General features: G+C 60.7%; 23 protein-coding genes and 1 riboswitch. Of the genes, 7 read left to right on the top strand and 16 right to left on the bottom strand.

Going from position 1 to position 21,477, the window contains the following annotated elements; translation table 11 throughout:
- The 6 genes from WC421_09040 to WC421_09015 all read left to right on the top strand — a co-directional run.
- The coding region (locus tag WC421_09040) for a hypothetical protein (GenBank protein MFA5162378.1) at positions 1-395 on the top strand (395 nt) is incomplete at its 5' end.
- A gap of 358 nt (positions 396-753) precedes the next feature.
- Positions 754-1,449, top strand: coding sequence for a Crp/Fnr family transcriptional regulator (locus WC421_09035; GenBank protein ID MFA5162377.1), 696 nt, complete (start codon positions 754-756; stop codon positions 1,447-1,449).
- 19 nt (positions 1,450-1,468) lie between these two features.
- On the top strand, positions 1,469-2,797 hold the full coding sequence (locus tag WC421_09030; protein ID MFA5162376.1) for a glucoamylase family protein: 1,329 nt from the start codon (positions 1,469-1,471) through the stop codon (positions 2,795-2,797).
- Positions 2,794-3,501 (top strand): DNA alkylation repair protein, encoded by a 708-nt coding sequence (locus WC421_09025; protein MFA5162375.1) that lies wholly within the window; start codon positions 2,794-2,796, stop codon positions 3,499-3,501. The genes WC421_09030 and WC421_09025 overlap by 4 nt, the downstream gene beginning before the upstream one ends.
- A 24-nt stretch (positions 3,502-3,525) precedes the next feature.
- The gene (locus WC421_09020) at positions 3,526-3,759 is read left to right on the top strand and encodes an Lrp/AsnC ligand binding domain-containing protein (GenBank protein ID MFA5162374.1); all 234 of its coding nucleotides are present in this window, start codon (positions 3,526-3,528) and stop codon (positions 3,757-3,759) included.
- A complete protein-coding gene (locus tag WC421_09015) occupies positions 3,759-5,516 on the top strand; it encodes a TonB-dependent receptor (GenBank protein ID MFA5162373.1) in 1,758 nt (585 codons plus the stop codon). The genes WC421_09020 and WC421_09015 overlap by 1 nt, the downstream gene beginning before the upstream one ends.
- Here the strand turns inward: WC421_09015 and trxB are convergent.
- From trxB to WC421_08980, 7 genes are read right to left on the bottom strand one after another with little or no spacing between them, the layout of a single operon-like run.
- Positions 5,511-6,431, bottom strand: a complete 921-nt coding sequence (gene trxB, locus WC421_09010; protein ID MFA5162372.1) for a thioredoxin-disulfide reductase — start codon at positions 6,429-6,431, stop codon at positions 5,511-5,513. The two genes, WC421_09015 and trxB, sit on opposite strands and share 6 nt — an antisense overlap.
- The gene (locus tag WC421_09005; protein MFA5162371.1) at positions 6,418-7,632 is read right to left on the bottom strand and encodes a Maf family protein; all 1,215 of its coding nucleotides are present in this window, start codon (positions 7,630-7,632) and stop codon (positions 6,418-6,420) included. The genes trxB and WC421_09005 overlap by 14 nt, the downstream gene beginning before the upstream one ends.
- On the bottom strand, positions 7,629-7,892 hold the full coding sequence (locus WC421_09000) for a DUF4321 domain-containing protein (protein ID MFA5162370.1): 264 nt from the start codon (positions 7,890-7,892) through the stop codon (positions 7,629-7,631). The genes WC421_09005 and WC421_09000 overlap by 4 nt, the downstream gene beginning before the upstream one ends.
- Positions 7,889-8,281, bottom strand: a complete 393-nt coding sequence (cutA, locus tag WC421_08995; protein ID MFA5162369.1) for a divalent-cation tolerance protein CutA — start codon at positions 8,279-8,281, stop codon at positions 7,889-7,891. The genes WC421_09000 and cutA overlap by 4 nt, the downstream gene beginning before the upstream one ends.
- 9 nt (positions 8,282-8,290) lie before the next feature.
- Complete coding sequence (mtnA, locus tag WC421_08990; GenBank protein MFA5162368.1) at positions 8,291-9,349, bottom strand: S-methyl-5-thioribose-1-phosphate isomerase; 1,059 nt, start codon at positions 9,347-9,349, stop codon at positions 8,291-8,293.
- Positions 9,350-9,358: 9 nt separating this feature from the next.
- Positions 9,359-9,622 (bottom strand): DUF167 domain-containing protein, encoded by a 264-nt coding sequence (locus WC421_08985; protein ID MFA5162367.1) that lies wholly within the window; start codon positions 9,620-9,622, stop codon positions 9,359-9,361.
- A gap of 21 nt (positions 9,623-9,643) precedes the next feature.
- On the bottom strand, positions 9,644-10,357 hold the full coding sequence (locus WC421_08980) for a YggS family pyridoxal phosphate-dependent enzyme (GenBank protein ID MFA5162366.1): 714 nt from the start codon (positions 10,355-10,357) through the stop codon (positions 9,644-9,646).
- Between the two features lie 38 nt (positions 10,358-10,395).
- On the opposite strand from WC421_08980, the gene WC421_08975 reads away from it, so the two are divergent.
- Complete coding sequence (locus tag WC421_08975; GenBank protein ID MFA5162365.1) at positions 10,396-11,520, top strand: hypothetical protein; 1,125 nt, start codon at positions 10,396-10,398, stop codon at positions 11,518-11,520.
- Here WC421_08975 and WC421_08970 read toward each other — a convergent pair.
- The 9 genes from WC421_08970 to WC421_08930 all read right to left on the bottom strand — a co-directional run bounded on the left by WC421_08970 (position 11,501) and on the right by WC421_08930 (position 21,430).
- Positions 11,501-12,883: an aspartate kinase gene (locus WC421_08970; protein MFA5162364.1), complete on the bottom strand. Its 1,383-nt coding sequence runs from the start codon at positions 12,881-12,883 to the stop codon at positions 11,501-11,503. The genes WC421_08975 and WC421_08970 overlap by 20 nt on opposite strands.
- Positions 12,880-13,608 (bottom strand): UPF0280 family protein, encoded by a 729-nt coding sequence (locus WC421_08965; protein MFA5162363.1) that lies wholly within the window; start codon positions 13,606-13,608, stop codon positions 12,880-12,882. The genes WC421_08970 and WC421_08965 overlap by 4 nt, the downstream gene beginning before the upstream one ends.
- 4 nt (positions 13,609-13,612) lie before the next feature.
- Positions 13,613-14,806 carry a homocysteine biosynthesis protein gene (locus WC421_08960; GenBank protein ID MFA5162362.1) on the bottom strand — a complete coding sequence of 398 codons (1,194 nt, stop codon included), beginning with the start codon at positions 14,804-14,806 and terminating at the stop codon, positions 13,613-13,615.
- Positions 14,807-14,890: 84 nt separating this feature from the next.
- A riboswitch (SAM riboswitch) is annotated at positions 14,891-14,993 on the bottom strand.
- Positions 14,994-15,020: 27 nt separating this feature from the next.
- Positions 15,021-17,216: an autotransporter domain-containing protein gene (locus WC421_08955; GenBank protein ID MFA5162361.1), complete on the bottom strand. Its 2,196-nt coding sequence runs from the start codon at positions 17,214-17,216 to the stop codon at positions 15,021-15,023.
- A 56-nt stretch (positions 17,217-17,272) separates the two neighbouring features.
- Positions 17,273-17,890 (bottom strand): hypothetical protein, encoded by a 618-nt coding sequence (locus WC421_08950; protein ID MFA5162360.1) that lies wholly within the window; start codon positions 17,888-17,890, stop codon positions 17,273-17,275.
- Between the two features lie 22 nt (positions 17,891-17,912).
- On the bottom strand, positions 17,913-18,356 hold the full coding sequence (locus WC421_08945) for a zf-HC2 domain-containing protein (protein MFA5162359.1): 444 nt from the start codon (positions 18,354-18,356) through the stop codon (positions 17,913-17,915).
- Entirely contained in the window at positions 18,334-18,879 is a 546-nt protein-coding gene (locus WC421_08940; GenBank protein MFA5162358.1) for an RNA polymerase sigma factor, read from the bottom strand. Before WC421_08940 ends, WC421_08945 begins: the two co-directional genes overlap by 23 nt.
- Before the next feature lie 57 nt (positions 18,880-18,936).
- Positions 18,937-20,001: an aspartate-semialdehyde dehydrogenase gene (asd, locus tag WC421_08935; protein MFA5162357.1), complete on the bottom strand. Its 1,065-nt coding sequence runs from the start codon at positions 19,999-20,001 to the stop codon at positions 18,937-18,939.
- Positions 20,002-20,023: 22 nt separating this feature from the next.
- Complete coding sequence (locus WC421_08930) at positions 20,024-21,430, bottom strand: M20/M25/M40 family metallo-hydrolase (GenBank protein ID MFA5162356.1); 1,407 nt, start codon at positions 21,428-21,430, stop codon at positions 20,024-20,026.
- Positions 21,431-21,477: the final 47 nt, after the last annotated feature.

Genomic DNA, 21,477 nt, shown 5'->3' with positions numbered 1-21,477 from the left:
GCAGGAGAAAAAGGAAAGGCTGGCAAAGGTTTACAGACCAGCGGAAATGTGTTAAAAATGCATTAAGGGCGGGTCAATTTTCGTTGCAACTAATGGGTCATTTTTGGTTGCAACTTTACACCTTCAGTCTCTATTTCACATCTGGGGCGGCTAATGAAAAGGTGGCTTTTATTGCTTGTGGGGACTGCTTTTGCGACATAGTTCTAAAATCATTTCCTCATCTCGCACTTCTAAGGCGAAATTCCCAAAATGTTAATTCTTTTGAGAATACAAAAAAGCTTTTTTTCATGTGGAGTAATAGGAGGGAAGCTATAAAAAATAAAATTGCACAACAGGTGCTTAAAAACCAAATAGAAAAAACCGAACAAACAATAATCAATCCGATTGGAACCTAACCCCCCAAAACTAAACCAGAATTATCATTTAACCAGTTGCGAAACTCATCCCGTAGCGGGAGGATTTTAGGAATATTATGACGCGGCTCGCCTGTTTCCCGACGGCGGGCCGCTTCGTTTTTATGTGCGAACCCGTCCGTACCGGAAACTCCCGCGCTTCGCACATAATTCCCGTCCCCCGTCTGAAGCCCCGCAACAGGCGTATTTGCCGCAAAAGCCGCTCCAGATGCGTTTCCCCGGCCTGGCAGCGGACGATTGACCATATAATCCGGCACTGCGCCCCGCACTGGCATATCCGTTGTATGTCAGGTTTGGCTCAATTGACGGCGGCGGCCAAAAAATCTTATAGTGTAGCGCCATGTGGTTCGGAAAAAAAGACATCCCGGAATGCGATGCGTGCCCGTCCAAAACCCGCTGCCTCTACGCCAGCCTTGACCGTCTGGCCCAGCGCGAGTGGAAGGGGCTGCTTTCCTCTTCCGTGTTCGCCGACGGGGATCTTGTTTTCAGCGAAGGCGACAAGCCGCCGGGGCTGTTTCTGGTCTGCAAGGGCAGGGTCAAAATCTGCAAAACCAGCGCCAACGGGCAGCAGCTTATCTCCCGCGTGGAGGAATCCGGCGGGATGATGGGCCACATCGCCATGCTGGCCGGCGGCAACTTTCAGGCCAACGGCGAGGTGATGGGGGAGGCGGTAGTCTCGCTTGTGGAATATGCCGCTTTTATCGGATTTCTGGTGCGCCACCCCAATGCCGCGCTGTCTTTCATGCGCACCATGGCGCGCGAGGTGCGCGACGGCGAATCCAAGGCCCGCGACATCGCCTACAAATCCGCCCGCGCGCGGCTGGCGGGGGTGCTGATAAAATCGCTTCCCTCCGTCGGCCCCAAAACCGTGGTAAAAGACGTAAAACGCCGTGAACTGGCCGAAATGGCCGGGCTTACAGTGGAAACCGCCGTCAGAATACTGGCCGATTTTGAAAAGAAAAAAATCATTCGCCGCGACGGCAAGGAAATAGCCGTCATCAGCCGCGAAATGCTGGACAAAATCGCCGCAAGCTGATTTTCCCCACAGGAGACTTATGAAAAAATTCGTTTTGCTTTCAGCCGCGTTTTTCGCGCTGCAGCCGGCATTCGCCGCCGGAGACAAGGCGGCGCTAGCCGCCGCCAGAATGTCCGACGAGGAGCTGCTGGACGTCACGCAGAAGCAGACCTTCCGCTATTTCTGGGATTTTGCGCATCCGGTGAGCGGCCTTGCGCGCGAGCGCAGCAATAACCCGCCGGATTATATCAACGGGTCCGATACCTGCGCGGTGGGCGGCACCGGCTTCGGGGTGATGGCCATAATCGTCGCCGCCGAGCGGCAGTGGATAACGCGCGAGGAAGCCGCCAAACGGCTGCTTAAAATGGCCCGCTTCCTGGCCCGGGCCGACAGCTATCACGGCATTTTCCCGCACTGGCTCAACGGCGCGACAGGAAAGACTATCCCCTTTTACCGCAAGGACGACGGCGCCGACTTGGTGGAAACGGCCTACCTTATTGAGGGGCTGCTGTGCGCGCGGCAGTATTTCAGCAAAGGCACGCCGGAGGAGACCGAGCTGCGCGGCATAATAGACCAGATATGGCGCGAGGCCGAATGGAACTGGCATACCCGCGACGGGCGCAAAGTCCTCTACTGGCACTGGAGCCCCAATAACGGCTGGGCAATGGACGCGCCGGTGCGCGGCTGGAACGAATGCCTTATAACATACGTGCTGGCCGCCTCGGCCCCGCGCTATTCCATAGACGCCGACGTGTATCACGAAGGCTGGGCGGAGAGCGACCATTTCAAAAACGGCAAGGAATTCTACGGCATAAAGCTGCCGCTGGGGTTTGATTACGGCGGGCCGCTGTTTTTCGCGCATTACTCTTTTCTGGGGCTGGACCCGCGCGGCCTAAAAGACCAGTACGCCGATTACTGGGCCCTGAACACAAACCACGCCCTTATAAACCGCGAGCATTGCGTGCGCAACCCCGGCAAGTTCAAGGGCTACGGCCCCGACGCCTGGGGCCTGACCGCCAGCGACGACGGGCACGGCTATGACGCGCACTCGCCCACAAACGACACCGGCGTTATTTCGCCCACGGCGGCGCTGTCGTCTTTCCCGTACACGCCGGAATATTCCATGCAGGCGCTGCGGCATTTTTTCTTTAATCTGGGCGAAAAAATCTGGGGCGAGTACGGATTCACCGACGCCTTCAACGAAAACGAAAACTGGTACGGCAAGACATACCTCGCCATAGATCAGGGGCCTATTATCGCGATGATTGAAAACCACCGCACCGGCCTTCTCTGGAAGCTGTTCATGAGCTGCCCCGAAATACAGGCCGGCCTCAAGAAGCTGGGATTCCAGAGTCCGCATCTCAAGTGAAACCCGGCGCCGCGCAGGAAACGGTCCGCTTCCTGAAATCCCATGCCAATACCGCCAACGTCGCGGGGATGGCGCGCTACGGCATCAATCCGCATAACACGCTGGGCGTGAGCATACCCGTTCTGCGCAAAAAAGCCAAAGAGCTGGGGCGCAACCACGAACTGGCCCTCGCCCTGTGGAAAACCGGCATTCACGAGGCGCGCATCCTCGCCGCGCTGGTGGCGGACCCGCTGGAACTGACCGACGGGCAGGCGGAAATCTGGGTCAAGGGCATAGATAGCTGGGATATTTGCGACCAGGCCTGCTCAAACTTGTTTGACAAAACGCCGTTCGCGCGCAAAAAGGCGGTTCAATGGACGCTGCGGGAGGACGAATTCGTCCGCCGGGCCGGTTTTGTCCTCATGGCCGCGCTTGCCGTCCACGACAAGCAGGCGCCGGACTCCGTCTTTGAAAAATTCCTGCCGCACATAAAAAAACGCTCCGCGGACAACCGGAATTTCGTCAAAAAGGCGGCGAACTGGGCGCTGCGCCAGATCGGCAAGCGCAACAAGACGCTCCGCGGCAAGGCGATGGCGCTTGCGCTGGAAATAGCCAAAATGAAGTCTCCGTCCGCCCGCTGGATAGCAGCCGACGCCCTGCGCGAGCTTGGCTCCCGAAAATTTAACGACGGCGCGCGTTGCCAGAACGGCGCGCAATTTGATTAAATACCGCAATACGGAGGCATCATCATGATTACCGGTCTTGTGCTTGTAAAACTGGGCGGCGGCAAGGAAGGCCCCGCGCTGACCAAAATAAAGAAAGTGTCCGGCGTGGCCCATGTGTCTGCGGTATTCGGGAGATGGGACCTGGTGCTGGACATGGAATCGGAAGACCTGCCGGCCCTTTCAAACCTGGTGGTGCACGAAATACGCACCATCCCCGGCGTGATTTCCACCGAAACGCTGGTAACCACCGCCATTTAATGAGACTGTTCGCGCTCGCGCTGGCGCTTTGCTGCGCAGATTGCCGCGCGCAGGAAATGCGCATTTCGCTTGAAGGCCCGCCCCCGGCGCGGGCGCAGCCGCAGTTTTTCGCCTCGCGCGACGTTTCCGTCATAAAAGGCGAGCAGTTGAAGGATTATCCCGCCCATTCCGTGCCGGAACTGCTGGATTACATAGCGGGCGCCGACATCCGAAAGCGCGGCCCCTACGGCGCGCTGGCCGACGCCGGGCTGGACGGCGCCACAAACGAGCAGACGCTTATTCTCGTGGACGGGGTGCGTGTCAGCAACTCGCAGACCGGGCATTTCAACATGGACCTGCCGCTGACGCAAAGTGACATAGAGCGCATAGAAGTGCTGCGCGGACAGGCGTGTTCCATATACGGCGCGGGGGCCATAGGCGGAGCGATAAACATAATAACCAAGAATCCGCGCAGGCGGGCGCAGGCCGCCGCGCTGGGGGGGGAATACGCGACGGCGGCGTTATCGGCCTCCGCCGCAAACGAGTGGGGGAAATTCGGGCAGAGCATTTCCGCCGAAAACGCCCGCTCCGACGGCGCGCGCTACGACACGGGCTTTGACCGGACCGCGTTTTTTTCCAAATCCGCGCTGGGCAAAACCGCGGTTTCGCTGGGATACTTAAACAACGACTACGGCGCATACGATTATTACACCCCGGGGAAAAACTACCCGTCGCGCGAATGGACATCCGCTTATTTCGCCAATGCCGCCTCCGAACTGGAGTACGGCCCTGCAAAGCTGCGCCCGGAAGTATTCTTTATCCGTCACGACGACACTTTCCAGTTGGACCGCACCCGCCCGCAATGGTATGTGAACAATCACACCACCCATTACCGCGGGGCGCGGCTTTCGGCGGCTGCCGCCTTGGGCGAGACCACGGCAAGCTTGGGGGTGGAGGCGGCGCAGGATGAAATCGCCAGTTCCAGCATGGGAAACCACACACGGGACAGCCAAAGCCTCTTCGGCGGCATTCACGCGCCGTTCGGCTCCGGCTGGACGGTGGACGCAAGCGCCCGCGCCGACGGCAATGACGGCCTCGTCCAGTTTTCCCCGGCGATTGCGGCAAGTTTCAGGCCGGCAATGCGCTGGCGGCTGCGCGCCGGAACGGGCGTGTCGTACCGGCTGCCGTCTTTTACGGACATGTATTACAACGACCCGGTAAATACCGGCAATCCCAGCCTCTCGCCGGAACATGCGGTTTCCTACGATGCCGGAGCGGACTATTCCTGCGGCAAAAATTGTTCCGCCTCCGCGACAGTATTTTTGCGAAACCAGAAAGATGTGATAGACTGGGCCGGGCCCTCTCCGACGGGGCCGTGGCAGGCGCAGAACATAGGTGACATAAAAGTGCGGGGAATAAACGGTTCGCTGGCTTTTGCCGCGGCGGAGACGGATTGGAATCTGCAGTATTCCTGGACGGATTCCACGCGCCATTCCGATTTGTATTCCAAATACGCGCTGGCCTACGGCTACAGCCAGATGGCGGCATCGGGGCGCAGAAGCATTCTGGGAATAAACTGCCTGCTCGCCGCGATTTACCGCAAAAGGGAAGGCATGGACAACTATTTTTTGCTCAACGCCAAACTCTCAAAAAACCTGCGCGGCGGCGCGGAAGTTTTTTTGGAAGGCAATAATCTGCTCAATACTGGCTACCAGGAAATCTCCGGCATACCCATGCCGGGCCGCTGGATAAACGCCGGGCTTTCCTGGAAATTATAGACCGGCGATAAACCGCTCCGCCTCAAGGCCGGCCATGCAGCCGGTCCCTGCGGATGTTACGGCCTGCTTGTAATGCAAATCCATCACGTCCCCTGCGGCGAAAACGCCGGGAACCGAGGTGCGCGTCCTGCCGTCGGCAACTATATAGCCGGCCTGGTCAAGATTCAGTTTGCCCGCGTAGAGTCTGGTGTTGGGGTCATGGCCTATGGCCACAAATACCGCGCTGCAGGGCAGTTCTGTTTCCGCGCCGGTTTTGACATTTTTCAGAATTACGGATTCCACCGCGTCCGCGCCGCGTATTTCGCGCACCACGCTGTCCCAGACGGGAATTACTTTAGGCTCCGCCAGAACGCGGGAGGCGACGGAGGCCGTCGCGCGCAGCCTGTCGCGCCGGTGGATTAGATGGATTTTAGAGGCAAACCGGGCCAGAAACAGCGCGTCGCCGGCGGCGGCGTCGCCGCCGCCCACCACGCAAACTTCTCTGCCGCGGAAGAAAAACCCGTCGCAGGTGGCGCAGGCGGAAACGCCCTTGCCCATGAACTTCCGCTCCGAATCAATGCCCAGCCAGCGCGCCTTCGCGCCGGAGGCGATTACCACGGCCTTCGCCGCGTACCGCTCTCCGGAAGAGGACAGGAGCATAAAAGGCCGGGAGGAAAAATCCACGTCCTCCACCTCGTCGGTAAGCATTTCCGCGCCCATCCGTTTGCACTGACTGTGCATACGCTCCATAAGGTCCGCGCCGCTTACCGGCTCCGGGAAACCGGGGAAATTCTCTATCTCGTGAGTCATCAAAAGCTGCCCGCCGGGTATTGCGCCGCCGAAAATGACCGGCTTGAGGCCCGCGCGCGCTATGTATATCGCGGCGGAGCAGCCCGCCGGACCGGCGCCTATCACCGCGGCGTCAATGTTTTTCATCCTTCCTCCCGGAAAATTTTCTGCCGAAGTATTTTTCGCAATCCGAAACAAAAACTTTTTGCCAGCCGGAATACAGCGCGGTTTGAGCCGCGTCGCCGGCGTTGAGCGAATCGAAAACTTTCTTGACCGGAAACGCCGCTGCGGGCGTTTTCCCCAGCGCGTCGCGCCAGCCTGAAATCAAAGATGACAATGCCGCTGACCTTGCCGCCTCGTCTTTGGCGCGCGACTGCGCGTATTTCGCAAAAGCGGCATTCGAGACGGCAAAAGCGGGGGGAATGCCCCTGCCGGAGGTTTTGCCCGCAAGCTCCGCATAAAACGAGGCGATGTCTTTGCGGGCGGATTCCAGCGAGGCAAGCAGCGGCAGGTCCAGCTCGCCGCCGGCGCCGCCGGTTGTCCATTTAAGCTTGTCGTAGAGCTTTACTTCCGAGGCGCGCGCCGAGCGCAGGTTCTGCTCCGCCGAATTCAGGGCCACCGCCAGGAAGACATGGTAGCGGTAGACGTTTTGGTCCGCTTTCCATTTGTTACGCTCTTTCTCTGTCAGCTCGGAACAGTGGAGGTTTTCAACCGCGCTTTCTCCTTTCGCGCCCAGGAAATACACATTATCCGCGCCGCCGGCCTGTGCGCCAGCCGCCAGAAAAACGCAAAGCGCGGACAGCGCGCCGGCCCGGCGCAGCAGCCGGCGCAGCAGGCCGCATGGCAGGCCTACCACATTGTCTTTGCTGCCGGAAATTTTCGCTATAAACCGGTCGTCATCGTCCTGCACGGCATAAGCGCCCGCCTTGTCGTGATGGCGCAGCGACAGCGCGGCCAGTTCGGCTTTGCCCAGCCGCCGCGCCTTGCAGCGCGACACCTCGCAGCCCACGGCGGTTTTGCCGCGGTTTATCACAGCCACGCCGGTATACACGCTCTGCCAGCTGCCGTTTTGCAGGTTAAGCAGCCGCAACGCATCACTGCAATCCTGCGGCTTGCCCAGTATTTCGCCTTTGCAGAACACCACCGTGTCCGCCCCTATCACGCAGTCATCGGGATATCCGGCGGCAACATCGCGCGCCTTGCGCAGCGCGAGGGTTTTCACCACCGCCGAAGGACGCTTAAGCGCCGTTTCCTCGCTTGCGCAACTTGGTTTTACAACAAAAGAAAACCCCATGCCGCGCAGCAATGCGCGCCGGCGCGGGGAACGGGAAGCGAGTATTACTTTCACTTTTTGACTATGAGGCGGGAAAGCATGGCCGCCGCCAGAATTCCGGCTATGCCGGTTATATTGAACTTGAACAGGCAGCCGAAGGTCAGGTTCACTATCACCAGGTCAAGGTTGGTCGGATGCAGCCCGGTGGCGATTTCGGTGGCAAACAGATCGTGGATATTTCCCTGCGGAAACCACATCACTATCATTTTGCCGAAAAAATTGCCCAGCAGCGCGCCGACAAGAATTATCACCAGGAAGTATATCGCGTTTCTCATTTTTCAAACCCTTTGGGGGGGATGGTCGGACGCGGCAGCACCCGCTTTGTCTGGTCCGGCGCGGCGGTGAACATGCAGTTGGCTCCCAGCCAGTCCAGATATTCGGGATTGCCGTCGTCTATACGCAGCGAGATTATCTCCGGCACGGAATAGGGATGGCTTTCCTTTATGCAAAGCATAGTTTCCGGCATCAGGCTGACGCGGGTCTTCACCAGCAAAATCAATTCTGACGCTTTTTTAATTTCGCCATCCCATTTGTACACCGAGCGCACACCGCCGATGATATTGACGCAGGCCGCAAGTCTTTTCCCCACCAGATTTTCGGCCAGCGTGTTGGCAACCTGCTTGTCCGGCACGGATACCATGAGAATCTGATATTGCGCAGTCATACCCTGATTCTAGCAAAAAATACGCGCGATGCCGCCAATATTGACCGGGGATATCACGCCGCGCTCCGTTATTATGGCGGAAATCAGTTTTGCCGGTGTGACGTCGAAAGCCGGATGGCGCGCTTTCGCGCCGCGCGGGGCGATTGATTTGCCGTTTATGAAAAGCACCTCGTCCGCGGAACGCTCCTCTATCGGAATAGCCGCGCCGGAGCGCAGCCTCATGTCAAAAGTAGGCTCGGGCGCGGCTATGTAAAAACGTATGCCGTGATATTTGGCCAGCACGGCCAGCATATAGGTGCCGATTTTGTTGGCGGTGTCGCCGTTTGCGGCAATGCGGTCGGCCCCGGCTATCACAGCGCGTATGCCGCATGTTTTCATTATGTGCGCGGCCATGTTGTCGGTAATAAGAGTGCAGGGAATTTTTTCGCGCATCAGCTCGAACATGGTAAGCCGCGCGCCCTGGAGGTAGGGCCTTGTCTCGCAGGCGTAGACATGTTTTATCCTGCCCTGCCTGTGCGCCGTTTTTATAACGCCCAGCGCGGTGCCTATGCCGGCAGTGGCAAGCGAACCCGCATTGCAAACAGTCATCACCGCGCTTCCCGGAGGTATAAGCCTTGCGCCGAACCGCGACATGCGCGCGTTGGAATCCTCATCCTCGCGGTAAATCAGGCGGGCCTCCTCCAGCAGCAGACGGCCCAGGCCGGCATGCAGATTCGCCGGCGGAACAAGCCGGTTTGCCGCCGCAAAATCCGAGGCTTTCCGGTGCATCCGGTCAACCGCATAAGCCAGCGCCGACGCGGTGGGCCGGGCGCGCTTAAGGACCTGCGCCGCATGCTCCAGCCGCGCCAGCAGCAGACGCCGCGTGCGCGGCGCAGACCCGCCGGAGGCCAGCCAGTAGCCGTATGCCCCGGTGCAGCCTATAAGCGGAGCGCCGCGAACAACCATGTCAGTTATCGCGGCGGCGGTTTGCGCGGGAGTGCGCGCTTCAAGATATTTTATTTCACCGGGCAGAAGGCGCTGGTCCAGAATTTCCAGCGCGCCCCGGCGCACACGAATGCGGTCTATCACTTTATTTTGTTATGGTATGGACTCCATAACCCGTTTCAAATCTTCTTCTGACTTGCCGCAAATTTCAACCGTCTTTTCGCGCCCCTTGGCGCCGCGTATAATGTTGACAGAGCGCGGCGTCACCGAGAAAAACTCCGCAAGGAAATCCCTTAAAGTCACGTTCGCCTCGTCATCAAGACGGGGAGCGGCGACCTTAACGCGCAATACGCTGCCTATCCGGCTGATAACTTCATTGTCAAGAGCATTGGGGATAAGTCTCACTTTGACTATCATCACGGCCTCCTTGATGCAGAGTCACTCAAAAATCGCGCTTCCTACGCGCGGAAGGTTCGAGCCTTCCTCCACGGCCACTTCAAAATCTCCCGACATTCCCAGCGAAAGATAATTCCTTTCCCCCGAAGGCGGCTGGGGAAAATCCGCGTCAAACAACCCCTTCAGCCGGCGGAAATATGGCCTCAGTTCCTGCGGGTCCGCAACCTGCGGCGCTATCGCCATGTACCCGCGGACGCGCAGCCCTTTCACCGCGGACGCCTCCCCCGCCAGGCGGGACGCCTCCTCCAAGACAACGCCGGACTGCGTCTCCCTGCCCGTCAGCTTGACCTGGATAAGCGCGAAAACGGTTCTGCCCGCCTCCTCCGCTTTCCGGCCCAGCGCGGAAGCCGCCGCCATGCCGTCTATGGAATCCACCGCGTCAAAGAACATCGCCGCCCGCCCGGCCTTGTTGGACTGGAGATGCCCGATAAAGTGCAGTTTCACGCGGGGCCGCGCCGCCTCCAACTCCGGCGAACGCCATTTCTCCTCCGCCTGCTGCACCCGGCTTTCTCCCAGAACCGAAACCCTGCCGTCCTCTACAAGAGCCCCTATCTGAAGCGGAGAGGCGTATTTTGTTACCGCCATCACCTCCACTTCCCCGGGGCTGCGGCCCGCCCGCGCGCACGCCGCGGCTACTCTGCCAAACACCAAATCCAGTTTCGCGCTTATCCGCGCGCGGAGGGCGGCGTCAGTCATGCCTTGACATATTATAGCAATATTTTGTCATACACAACATGGCAGACGCGAATGCTGCCGCGATTTTAGTTAAAATATCTCTGATGCTGGATTACCAGTCCAATCCCCGGCGACATGAAAATATAACCGCCGTCTGCCTGCTGTCCGGGCTGGCGGCCATATTAATCGCGCGCGTTTACGCCACCCCCTATTTTCTGGGCGACGAGCGTTTCTGGAACACCGGCGCGCGGCTGTGGAGCGAAGGCGCCCTTCTTTACGCCAACGGCATTCCCGGAGACAACAAGCTGCCGGGGATATTCTACATACACCGCCTTTCCAACTGGCTGTTCGCGCCCACGCCGTACTTCGCCCGGCTGATTGCGGCGGCGCTGCAACTTGGCGGCGCGCTGGCGGTTTACGGCATAACGCGGCGCTTCATGCCTGCGCTGGAGCGGCTGTGGTGCCTTGCCGCCTATGTGGCGGTCATCTCAACAAGCAGCACTGATGTGGGCAACGGCGGAACCACCGAGGCTTTCCTGCATCCGTTCTGCGCGCTGGCTTTTTTCATCTACGGCTCCGGCGGCGGTTTGCGCAGCGCGGCGCTGGCGGGGCTGTCCATGGGCGTTGCGATATGCTTCAAGCAGTCGGCGGCGCTGCCGCTGGCCGCGCTGATGTGCTGGCCACTGCTGGAACGGCGCGGGCTGAAAGAACCGGCGGCCATGCTGGCCTCCGCGGCGGCGGTATGCGCGCTGGCGCTGCTGCCGATACTAATTCAGGGCACCACCGTTCCACAGCTCTGCGACGCGCTGCGCCCGATCCGCTTTCTGATGCCCAGCCGCTCGGCCCTGCCGCTGTTTGACTGGTATGTGTGGCTGGAGTGGCTGCCATCGTTCGCGCTTATACTTTACGTTCTGATTCCCAGGCGGGAGGCCTGGCCTTTTCTGATATGGCTGGCCGCGGATGTGATAGCCGTCAATGTGCCGGGAAAATACTTCAGCCACCAGTTCAAGCAAATGGTGCCGTCTTTCGCTATGTGCTCCGGGATGGCAATGGCAGTCGTGTTGCGCGGCAGGCCGCCGCAGGAACAGTTCAGCATCCTGGCCAGGCTGGTCGCGCTGTTTTTCATTTTTACCGCGGCCATTACTTATTTCGCGTTCCGTCCCGTCAGAGCTTTCTGGCTTTGAAGAACTCGCGGTGGATGGCGGCTTCGGCGCGGCGCCGGTCGCGCCGCCCGACCACCAGATAGGCCGCAACCTCCGACGGACCTGATGCCGTCATCTTGATGTTTATCCCCTGCGCGGCCAGCGCCCTTGTTACACGCGAGAGTATTCCGTGCCTGTCGCGTATCCCTTCTCCCACCACCGCCACCAGCGCCGCGTCGCCGTCGCCTGAAACGGAAGCCACCGCCGCTATGCCGAGCCGGCCTATGGCCTTGAGCGCGGGGGGCAAATCCTCGTCGGAAAGCAGTATGGTGATGGCCGTCTGCGCGGTAATTACGGATTTTATGTTTATCCCCGCGGCGTCCAGCGCGGCGGTGGCCTTTGCCAGAATGCCGGGCTTTGTGCCCAGCCCCGGCCCGCCAAGATGCAGCACCCCCAGCCGCTCGGTTGAGGCCACGCTTTTAACAACCGATTTGCTTGCGGAAATCCGCCCGTCTATCAGCGACACGGCGTCCGCCCCAGGCCTGCCGTGGATATTGAATATCCGTATGGGTATGCCCGCCCCCGCCAGCGGCTCCATGGTGCGCGGGTGCAGTATTTTCGCGCCGAAATAGGCCAGCTCCGACGCCTCCCGGTACGAAAGCCGCCGCACGGGCCGCGCGCCCGGCACGGCTTTGGGGTCGGCGCTCATGAAGCCGTCTACGTCCTTCCAGATGTCCAGGGATTTGGCGTCCACGCAGCGGGCTATGGCCGCAGCCGAATAATCGCTGCCGCCGCGCCCCAGCAGATTCACCTTCCCGTCGGGCGAGATGCCGTAGAACCCCGGCACCACATACACTTTGTCCCGGCGCAGCCGCCGCCGCACGCGCGAACGCGAAGCCGCGAAATCCACGCTGGCGTTTCTGAACTCGCCGTCGGTGAAAAGGCCTATCTCCTCCGGCAGGGCCTCCTCGCAGTCAACGGATTCGGCGCGCAGTATGGACTCCAGCAGGCAGGAGGAAAGCCGCTCGCCGTAGCTCAGTATCAGGTCTCCGGCGAAATCCGGCGTCTGCCCCAGAAAATGAATGCCTTTAAGATAACGCTCCAGCTCGCCCGCGCGGGCGGAGAGCTTGTCCATCACCATCCGCATCTTTTCCGGGTCGTCTATGAACTGCGCCACGATGTCGCGCTTTGTGCCAAGCAGGAACTGCCGCAGCTGCGAGATAAGCCCCGCGTCATTTTTGACCGAGCGCACCACCTCCGTCAGCCTCTCGGTCAGGCCGTAAAGCGCGGAAACGACGACGATAAGCGGAGTGTCGTAACGTTTGACGACATCCACAATCAGCCGGATGTCGCGCCCGCTTTTCATGTTGGAGCCGCCGAATTTGACCACCACTGGATTTTTCATAGTTTCACCACGCGCAAATCCCCGTAGATTCCGATGGCATCGCCGATTATCACGGCGCAGCCTTTTATGCGGGGCTGAGTTTTAACATACGCCAGAGCGGCTGCGATATCATCCCTGTTTTTTATCATATTTCCGACGGCGGTCGCATAGGCGTCGGCCTCTGCCGCGCCGGCGCAGAGTATGGTAGCGGCGTCCGCCTTGCCAAAGCTCAGCGAATGCCCCACCGTGCCGGAAGACGTGCAAAGCCCGCAGCCGGCGGAGGCGTCCGCCTCGTAGGCCAGCCTGCCGGAAAAAGGCGAATTCCCGGCGAAAACCTCGCAAACAGCGGGCTGGCCCGATTTAAGGAATATGTCTCCGCCGTTTTCCACGATAACCCCGTCCGCGGATTCCAGCAGCCGGCGGCCCACAGCCTCCGCCACGGCCCCGGCCACCGCCGCCATCGGCCCCACCCCGGCAAGCCGCGCGGCGGCCATCATTTCGCGGACTATGGGGGGGGCGGTCTCGTCATCCGGCAGAGGCGCCAGCGCTGTAAGGAAATCCCGGCGGCGGGCGATGTATGCTTCCAGTTCCGCCCGCCGCGCCAGAACTTCCCGCCGCGCCAGCGGTTCCAGCACGGGGTCCGCCGCTATCCAGAGGTCTGTATCGCGACAGCATACGGTGAACGAGCGCCTGCCTGCGGCAGGCGCGTCGCGGTAGGCGCGCGGCACAAACAGCGGCGATTTCATCAGTTTATCCGTTAAGCGGCTTCAGGCTTATCCCAGAATCCGCAGCCGGAAGGGGCGACACTGGCTCCGACAGCAGGAAGCTGCCGCGCGTTATCCAGTCCTTGAGAATGCCGGCAATCTCCCGCGCGCGCGGCAGGCTGGATAACGGCGCCGTCGGTATTTTGCGCCCCTTAACGGTTATCTCGCCGCTGCGCAGTTCCGCATAGCTGACCTCGGCTATGACCTCCGGGCCGCGGTTGGGATAGGTTTGCGAATAGTCAACCACGGGCGCAAATATTTCGTTGTCGCGCGCGATTGCATGGCGCAAAATCTCTTCCGAGAGCACCGGTATCGGCACGCCTATGCCCACTGCCAGCGTAACGCCATAGCCGGTGAAACTCATCCCTTTCAGGAATCGCGCGTTCATCTGCTTAAGGTCGCCTATGACCGCCAGCGTCCCGGCAGGGCGTTTGGGCACGCCGTTTTCGCCGCGCGGGACGGAGGGGTTAAACTGCGTCCCCGGCCAGGCCACATAGCCCACCCCTCCGCCCAGGAATATTCTGGTGCCGATTCCTATCGTTTTGTACAGCGGATCTTTCAGCAGCGGCGACAACTGGCCCGCGCTGCAGTAATTGGCATTGCCCATATCCGGCTTCAGGATTCCCATATAGGTATATATGGTTTTGCCGGAAAGGTTCACGGCAACGTTGTAGTTCTGATAGCTGTTGCGGGGGTTGAAAAGCACGGCCTCGTTTATGGTTTTGAGGTTCACTGCCGTGTCTATGCCGCGGCGCGGATAGCAGTCCGTGCCGTAGGCGGAGGCTTTGAGGCGCACGTCTTTTCCCGCCACAAGCTCTTCTATCACATGCGCACCGCCGTAGGCGAACTTTCCCGGGTGGGTAGCGTTGGCCGGGTCGTCCGCCGGCATGGCGGTGGCGCCCAGCAGCACATCCACCGCCGCAAGGCCGGTATAGACTGGCACATTGTTGAACGTGGCCGTCCCGCCGCCAAGCTTGATTCTGGGCTTGCTGTGCCCCAGGTTGAAATACGCCGCCGAGGAGCACATCGGCCCGAACGTGCCCGTGGTTACAACATCCACCTTGCGGGCGGCTTCCTCAACGCCGTGTTTGTCCGCGAAGTCTATGACTTCCTCCGCGGTCAGCACTACGGCTTCGCCTTTTTTAATTTTATCGTTTATTTCTGCGACAGTCTTTGCCATAACAACTCCATGTTTTGCGGAGAGGAGGGCATAAAAAAACCATCCTCATAGTGATGGTTTGTAAGGAAGGGTGCTTTTTCTTCCCTATCATCTCAAGTGATGAGTCATCACTTCAGGATTTAGCACCTTGAATAAACAGGTTGCTGAGGCTTCGCAGGGCCTGTCCCTCCGCCTCTCTTGATGGTAGTGCAACGGAGTTATTATAGCATATTTTTCAGAACGCGAAATGCAGGCCGGCGTTCACGATATGCTCGGTCGCATCGGAGCTGAAATCGCCGTTGTAATCCAGGCTGAAGGCGGTCCGCGCGCCCCAGCCTGCCGACACACCGCCCTCCGCGCGCAAACCGTCCCGCCCGGACGACGCGGACACCGACATCGCGTCCCCGCCTGCCGCCAGGCGCGCCGTCAGCGCGGACTGCTGCCGGAACTGGTGCCGCCAGCCCGCACCCAGATGCGAGGCAAGGGCATAAGCCCCCATCTCCCGCCTGTCGGAATAGCGCAGCCACAGAATGGAGCGCAGCGAAACGGCATGCTGCCCGTCCGCAGACAGGTTCAGCGAATCCGCCCCTGTTTCGGTGAACGGATCCACGCGCATATCGTCGTAGTTAAGCTCCGCGGAGGGGGAGAAAGTGCCATGCCCCAGATGCCGGAAATCGCAGCTAGCCATGGCATAAAGATTTGTTTCCGAGCCGCGCGGATCCGACTGCGCCTGCCGGTATATCTCGCCGAAAGCCAAATCCCGCTTAACCGAAAATGAGTCGTTTGCGCGGCCCGCATACAGCGCCATGCGCGCTCGCTCGCCAGCCGCCACGGCATACGCGCCGTAGCGCGCGCTTCGCGCGGATACGCTGCCTGAGTTGGGATACGCAAAATCCGCGCTGCCTGCAAGATAACCGGCCAGCACGCCCGCCGCGGCGCGCTCGCCAAACCGGTAATCCGCCCCGGCCAGAAGGCCGCCGTCGTAAAGCGAATAGCCGGCGGCATCCTGCGAATTCCTGGTTTCGCTTTTCACCCCGGCGGGGGAGACAAAAAACCCCAACCGGGATTGTGCGGCGCCTTTTTTCGCGCCGGGATAGGCGGCGCGGCCCAAATCATCGGCTCCGGCCAGATGCAGGGCCCGCCTTCGCAGCACGGAGGACTGGACATCGGAACCCGCCGCCTCCAGCGCGCGCAGCGACAGCAGCGGGGACGGGCTTGTCTGCTCCAGCGCGGACTGCAACTGCGCCGCGCTCAAAGTGTAGAGGTTGCTTATCACCGTCGCCATATCGCCGGAAGGCGAGGCGCGGAATCCCTCCAGCACCCCGGCGGAGGCGCGCTGGCTTGCGGTGGCGGCGGTGTTTGCGAACGGGACCATATCCGCCGTCAGCATAACGCTGACCGCATCGTATACCGGGACGAAAGACACTGCCGCCGGGGAAGCTATGGACGAAAACGTCCCCGACACCGAACCCGCGGTTATCGGAGTGAACGTCTGCCCCTGCAAAATAAGCTGCGGCGAAAAATTAACAGACAGCACGCCCCCAAGCGCGGCATTGCCGGAGATGTTGAGATTTGCAACCCCCGGCTGCAACTTCATCTTCACTGTGCCGCCGCCGGACAGCGCCGCCGCGTTTTGCGTGTAACCGGCCAGGTCAAGCGTCCCATCGCCGGAAACCGCTATGTCCCCCGTGCCAAGCGCATTGTCCGCGCCCAGTTGAATAGTCCCGGAGCTTATTACAGTCCCGCCGGAATAAGTATTGGCTCCGCCAAGCACCAGAACGCCGCTGCCTTCTTTGCCGAGCGCGCCGGAACCGCTGATTATTCCGGAAAGCCCCAACGTGTAGGAATCCGTGTCAAACGCTCCGCCGCCGGAGTTAAGGACGACGTTCCGCGCGGACGACATATCCGCCGACACGCGCAGCGTCCCGCCGCCGAAGGCCAGCCCGCCGGAAGACGCGCCCAGCGCCGAATCCGCGCCGATGAGCAGCACGCCCCCGTTTACGGAGGTTCCGCCGGAATAAGTGTTGGAATTGGACAGGGCAAGAACCCCGCTTCCGGTTTTTGTCAGCGAGCCCGCGCCGGATATCACAGCCGACACGGTGAAAGTGGATGTCAGAGTGTCGTTTCTGAATGTCACCGCGCCGCCCAGCGGCACCGCGTAATCGCCGGCTATGGAAACCGGAGAGGTGGAGGCGGATACATCCAGCGTCGTGCCGCCGTTTATGCTGCTTAAATCGCTGGCGGGGAATATGCTCTCGCCCCCGGCGGAAGCCCATAATATGGTGTTGGACCCGCCCGCCGCATTGGAGACCGTTATGGCCTGGCGCAGGCTGCCGTCGCCGGAGTCGTTGTTGTTATAGACATAGACGGTGCCGGCCCCGCACACACCCGGCATAAGGGCAACGCAGACAGCGGCGATGCGCGCCCTCATTGCGCCACCCTGTCCGGGCAACGCGCCGTGCCGTCCCGCGCCAGCCTCTCCGCGCGTCATGGCTGGGACGGCATTTTGCCGTCATCGCCTCCGTAAGGCCGTGAAAAGCCGTCCCCTCCGGGGCCGCCTTCACCGCGAGGCTCCATATCGCGCGGCGGGCCGCCGCGCCCGCCGCCGGAGCGGTCCGGGCGCATACCCCGGCCCGGGCCGTCCGGCGGGCGGGGCAGCATGTCCATCAGTTTTTTAAATTCGTCGTCGCTAAGGAGTTTGCGTATTTCAAGCAGGCCTTCCAGCCGGTTATTGTCAAGTTCGTTTTCCGTCTTCTGCGCCTCGGCCTGAAGCTTGCGCACGGCATCCTCGCTGTAGCCGGATTTTTTCAACTCGGCCAGCATCGCCTCGCGCCTGGTCTTGAGAGTTTCGCCAAGCTGTTTCATTTTGGCGGAGCGGGCCTCGCGCAGGCTTTTCATTTTCGCGGCCTTTTCGTCGCTGATGCCGATTTTCGCGGCAATTTTATCCAGCATCCGGCCCTCGTCGCGCATCATCCCTTCGCCGCCGCGAAAACCGCCGCGCCCGTGTTCCGGCGGGCCGTCCGGCCCCTCCTGAGCGCAGGCCACCGCGCACAGCCCGGCAGCCGCAACCGCCGCCAGAGCAAAAACCCTGATTTTCCTGTTCATACCGCCTCCTTGCGATGTTCCGCTAAAGTCCGAACAGCCGCTCCGACAGCGCCGTATAGCTGTCGTCCGTCTTGCCGCCGGAAACAAACTCCGCCACAAATACCGCCGCCTCTTTTTCCGACTGGCGACGCGCCTTTGCCGCGCGCGCCGCGACAAGCGCTATAAGCAAAATAGCCGCCCCCGCAGCTGCCAGGCGCGGAACGGTGAAAAAACCCCTCAGCCGGCACGCTATAACGCCGCAAAATGGTTGTTCCCTGCCAATTTCCGCCATAACGCTGGCGGAGAAATCCGGGCATTCCACCCTCTCCGGCAGACTGAAAGCCCGGCGGGACAGATCACTCCACCTCCGCACATCTTCCCGGCATTGCGGGCAGCTTTCCAGATGCCGCTGCGCCTGCCCGCGCTCCGCGCCGGAAAGCCTGCCGTCCAACAGCCGGAAAACCTCATCTGTTTTCGCGCAGTTCATAGCAGTCCTCCGCAAATTTCCGGGCTTTTTCGGAAAATAGCGCCCTGGCCCGCCGGATTTTGGCATCCACGGCGTCCGCCGATATATCCATGGCCTGGGCGATTTCCTCGTAAGACATGCCGCAGCCCTCGCGCATGACAAGGACGGCGCGGTAATCCTCCGGCAGCGCGGCAAGTGCGTTTTCAATCATCTCGCCGTCGCCGGAACCGCGGGACGCGGGCGGCTCCGCGAAATCGCGCTCCATCGCTTCCTCGCGCCGCTTTGCCCTCTGCTTTAGCCCGTCAATGCAGCGGCAGTAGGCTATCCGGCGCAGCCAGGTAAAAAACGACGACTCAAAGCGGAATCTGCCCAGATTGCGGTATGCCTTGACGAACACGTCCTGAACGGCGTCCTCCGCGTCTTCGGGCGAGCGCAAAAAAGAAAGGCAGAAGGCATAAACCGCCCGCTGATGCTCGCGCACCAGTCCGGCAAAATCGCCCCTGCCGTCAAGAATGTCCCGGATTATTTCATTTTCGCCAGGCATAATCGCACCCGTATATAGTTAGACTGCGGGAGCTGCGAAAAACCGTCGCGGCAAAAATCAGGAGCGGGGCTTTATATATCCCTGCCGGAGCAGCAGTTCGGCGTTGAGTATGGCCGCGCCGGCGGCGCCGCGCACGGTGTTATGGCCCAGCACGACCATCTTAAAGCCCAGTACCGGACAGTCGCGCAGCCGGCCCACGGTTACCGCCATGCCGCGCCCGGCGTCCCTGTCCAGTTTCGGCTGGGGGCGGAAATTATCCTCCAGATAAATCAGCGGGGGCTGCGGCGCGGAGGGCAGCTTCAGCCGCTGCGGCAGCGCAGTGAACCCCTCAAGCGCGTCGCGTATTGCCTGGATGGAGGTTTTTTTCTTCGTGGCGAAGGAGACGTTTATGGTATGTCCGTCGCATACCGCAACGCGGTTGCACTGCGCGGATATTTTGAAAGGGGCGCTCTGCACAACGCCGTTTTTGAGAGCGCCCAGAATTTTTAGCGGCTCGGCCTCCACTTTGGGCTCCTCGCCGCCGATATGCGGGATAACATTGTCCAGTATGTCCAGCGACGCCACGCCCGGATACCCCGCGCCGGACACCGCCTGCATGGAAAAAACCATCACCTTAGACAGGCCGAATTCGTCCAGCACCGGTTTTAGCGCCATCACCAGCGGCGCGACGACGCAATTGGGGTTGGTAACGATAAAGCTTTTCCAGCCGCGCTTTTTCTGGAGCAGGACCAGCTCCGCATGTTCGGGGTTGACCTCCGGGACCAGAAGCGGCACGTCCGGCTCCATCCGGTAATTGCGGGTGTTGGAAATCACCGGGATGCCGTAGGCGGCAAACGCCTTTTCCACCTCGTTTGCGGCGGAAGGCTCAAGGCCGGAGAAAGCAAGATCGCAGTCCATCAGTTCCGGCTTGCAGGAGAGGATTTTCATGGACGCCACCGCCTGCGGCGGCGGCACGCACTGCCGCCATTTGGAGGCGGCGGCCTGGCCGTATGTCTGGCCGGCGGAAAATTCGGACGCGCCCAGCGCGCCTATTTCAAACCAGGGATGGTCCTGCAGCAGGGTTATGAACTTCTGGCCCACCGTTCCGGTGGCGCCTAGCACGGCGGCCTTTAGTTTTCGCATATATAAATTAAAGCAAAAAACGTTATCTGGCGGCAGCGGGAGGGGGAACCGGCGGCTGCGGCGGGGCCGCCTCCCCGGCGAAGGCGGCGGTTACAAGATAAATGAGCTTCAGCTGCTGGCGCAGTTCCGCCTCGGAAATACGCTCGTCCGCGCCGTGCACGCCGGAGGATTCGCCGTAAGTTGACGGTCCGCAAAGGCCGTAAGTTATTATCCCCCTGCGGCGCAGCCATTCGGAATCGCTTGCGGGCGAAAGCGCGCCGCCGGCAAGCACGGCGGTGGGCATGGCGGCGGAGCTTACGCGCACTATGGTCTCATACAGTTCGTCCGTCATGTCCATGGGTTTGGGAAACGGCTTTTCTGGACTCTCCTTTACGGAAACCTCCGCGGCGTCGCCAACGGCGGCTTTAAGCTCGGATAGCGCGGCCTCCGGGTCCGAATCGGGCAGCAGGCGGCAATCCAGTTCCGCGCGGGCATGGCCAGGTATCACATTGCCGTCATCTCCGGCGCGCAAAATAACGGGGGAGCAGGTGTCGCGCAGTTGGGAGTCAAGAAACGGGTCAAGAGCGATTGCGTCCTCCGCCTGGCGGCGGGCGGCAGGGTCTTCCGAAAACAACATGTCCAGAGTGGTTTTGCCGTCCTGATTCTGGAAGGGGTAAATCCCCTCAAAGAGTCTGCGGACAAGTGGCGTCATGCGCGTCTGCGGCCTGTAACCGGACTTTAACCGGTTCAGGGCGGCGGAAAGGCTGTATATGGCCTGCCCGCGCGGCGGCATGGCCGGATGTCCGGGCCGGCCGGAGGCGGAAACGACCACTTTCATGCACGGCTTTGCGCCCACGTCCACATACAGCGCGCGGGGGGAGCCGTCCGCGCCCAGTATCATGCCGCCTCCCTCGTTAAGGGCAAAGCCACAGTCTATCGCGCCGGGGTGCTTGTCCAGCATCCAGCGCAGGCCCAGCGCGCCGCCGGCTTCCTCGTCGGCGCTGGCAAGCATGATGACATCGCGGCGCAGCTTTATGCCGCTGCGTTTGAGCCAGACCAGCGTACTCAGATTGATAGCGGCAAGGCTTTTGCAGTCCACCGCGCCCCTGCCGTATATCGCGCCGCCGCGCTCCGCCGCCCTGAACGGGTCCGACGCCCATTCCGCGGCGTCGGCGCCCACGGTGTCCAGATGCGCCATCAGAAGCAGCGGTTTTCCGTTGCCGGAGCCTTTCAGCCGCGCCACCAGATTCGCCCTACCGGACGCGGACTTGTAAATCTCCCAGTCTATGCCCTCGCGGTTTAGCGCGCAATATATGTAGCGCGCCGCCGCAACCTCGCTACCCTCCGGCTGGGCGGTCTTTATGTTGATGAGATTTATCAGATGCGCCCTGGTTTCCCTGTAAGCCGCATCCCAGTCAATATCGGCGGCAAGGGCGGGCCTGCAAAGCAAAAGAAGCAGCGCAATTATTAGACTTGCTCCCGAATAATTTTTTGGGC

Source organism: Elusimicrobiales bacterium (genome assembly GCA_041651175.1).
In the GTDB taxonomy this organism is placed as follows: Bacteria; Elusimicrobiota; Elusimicrobia; order Elusimicrobiales; family Elusimicrobiaceae; genus JAQTYB01.
The sequence above is the reverse complement of the archived record's forward strand: the minus strand, read 5'-3'. Positions and strand labels throughout refer to the sequence as shown.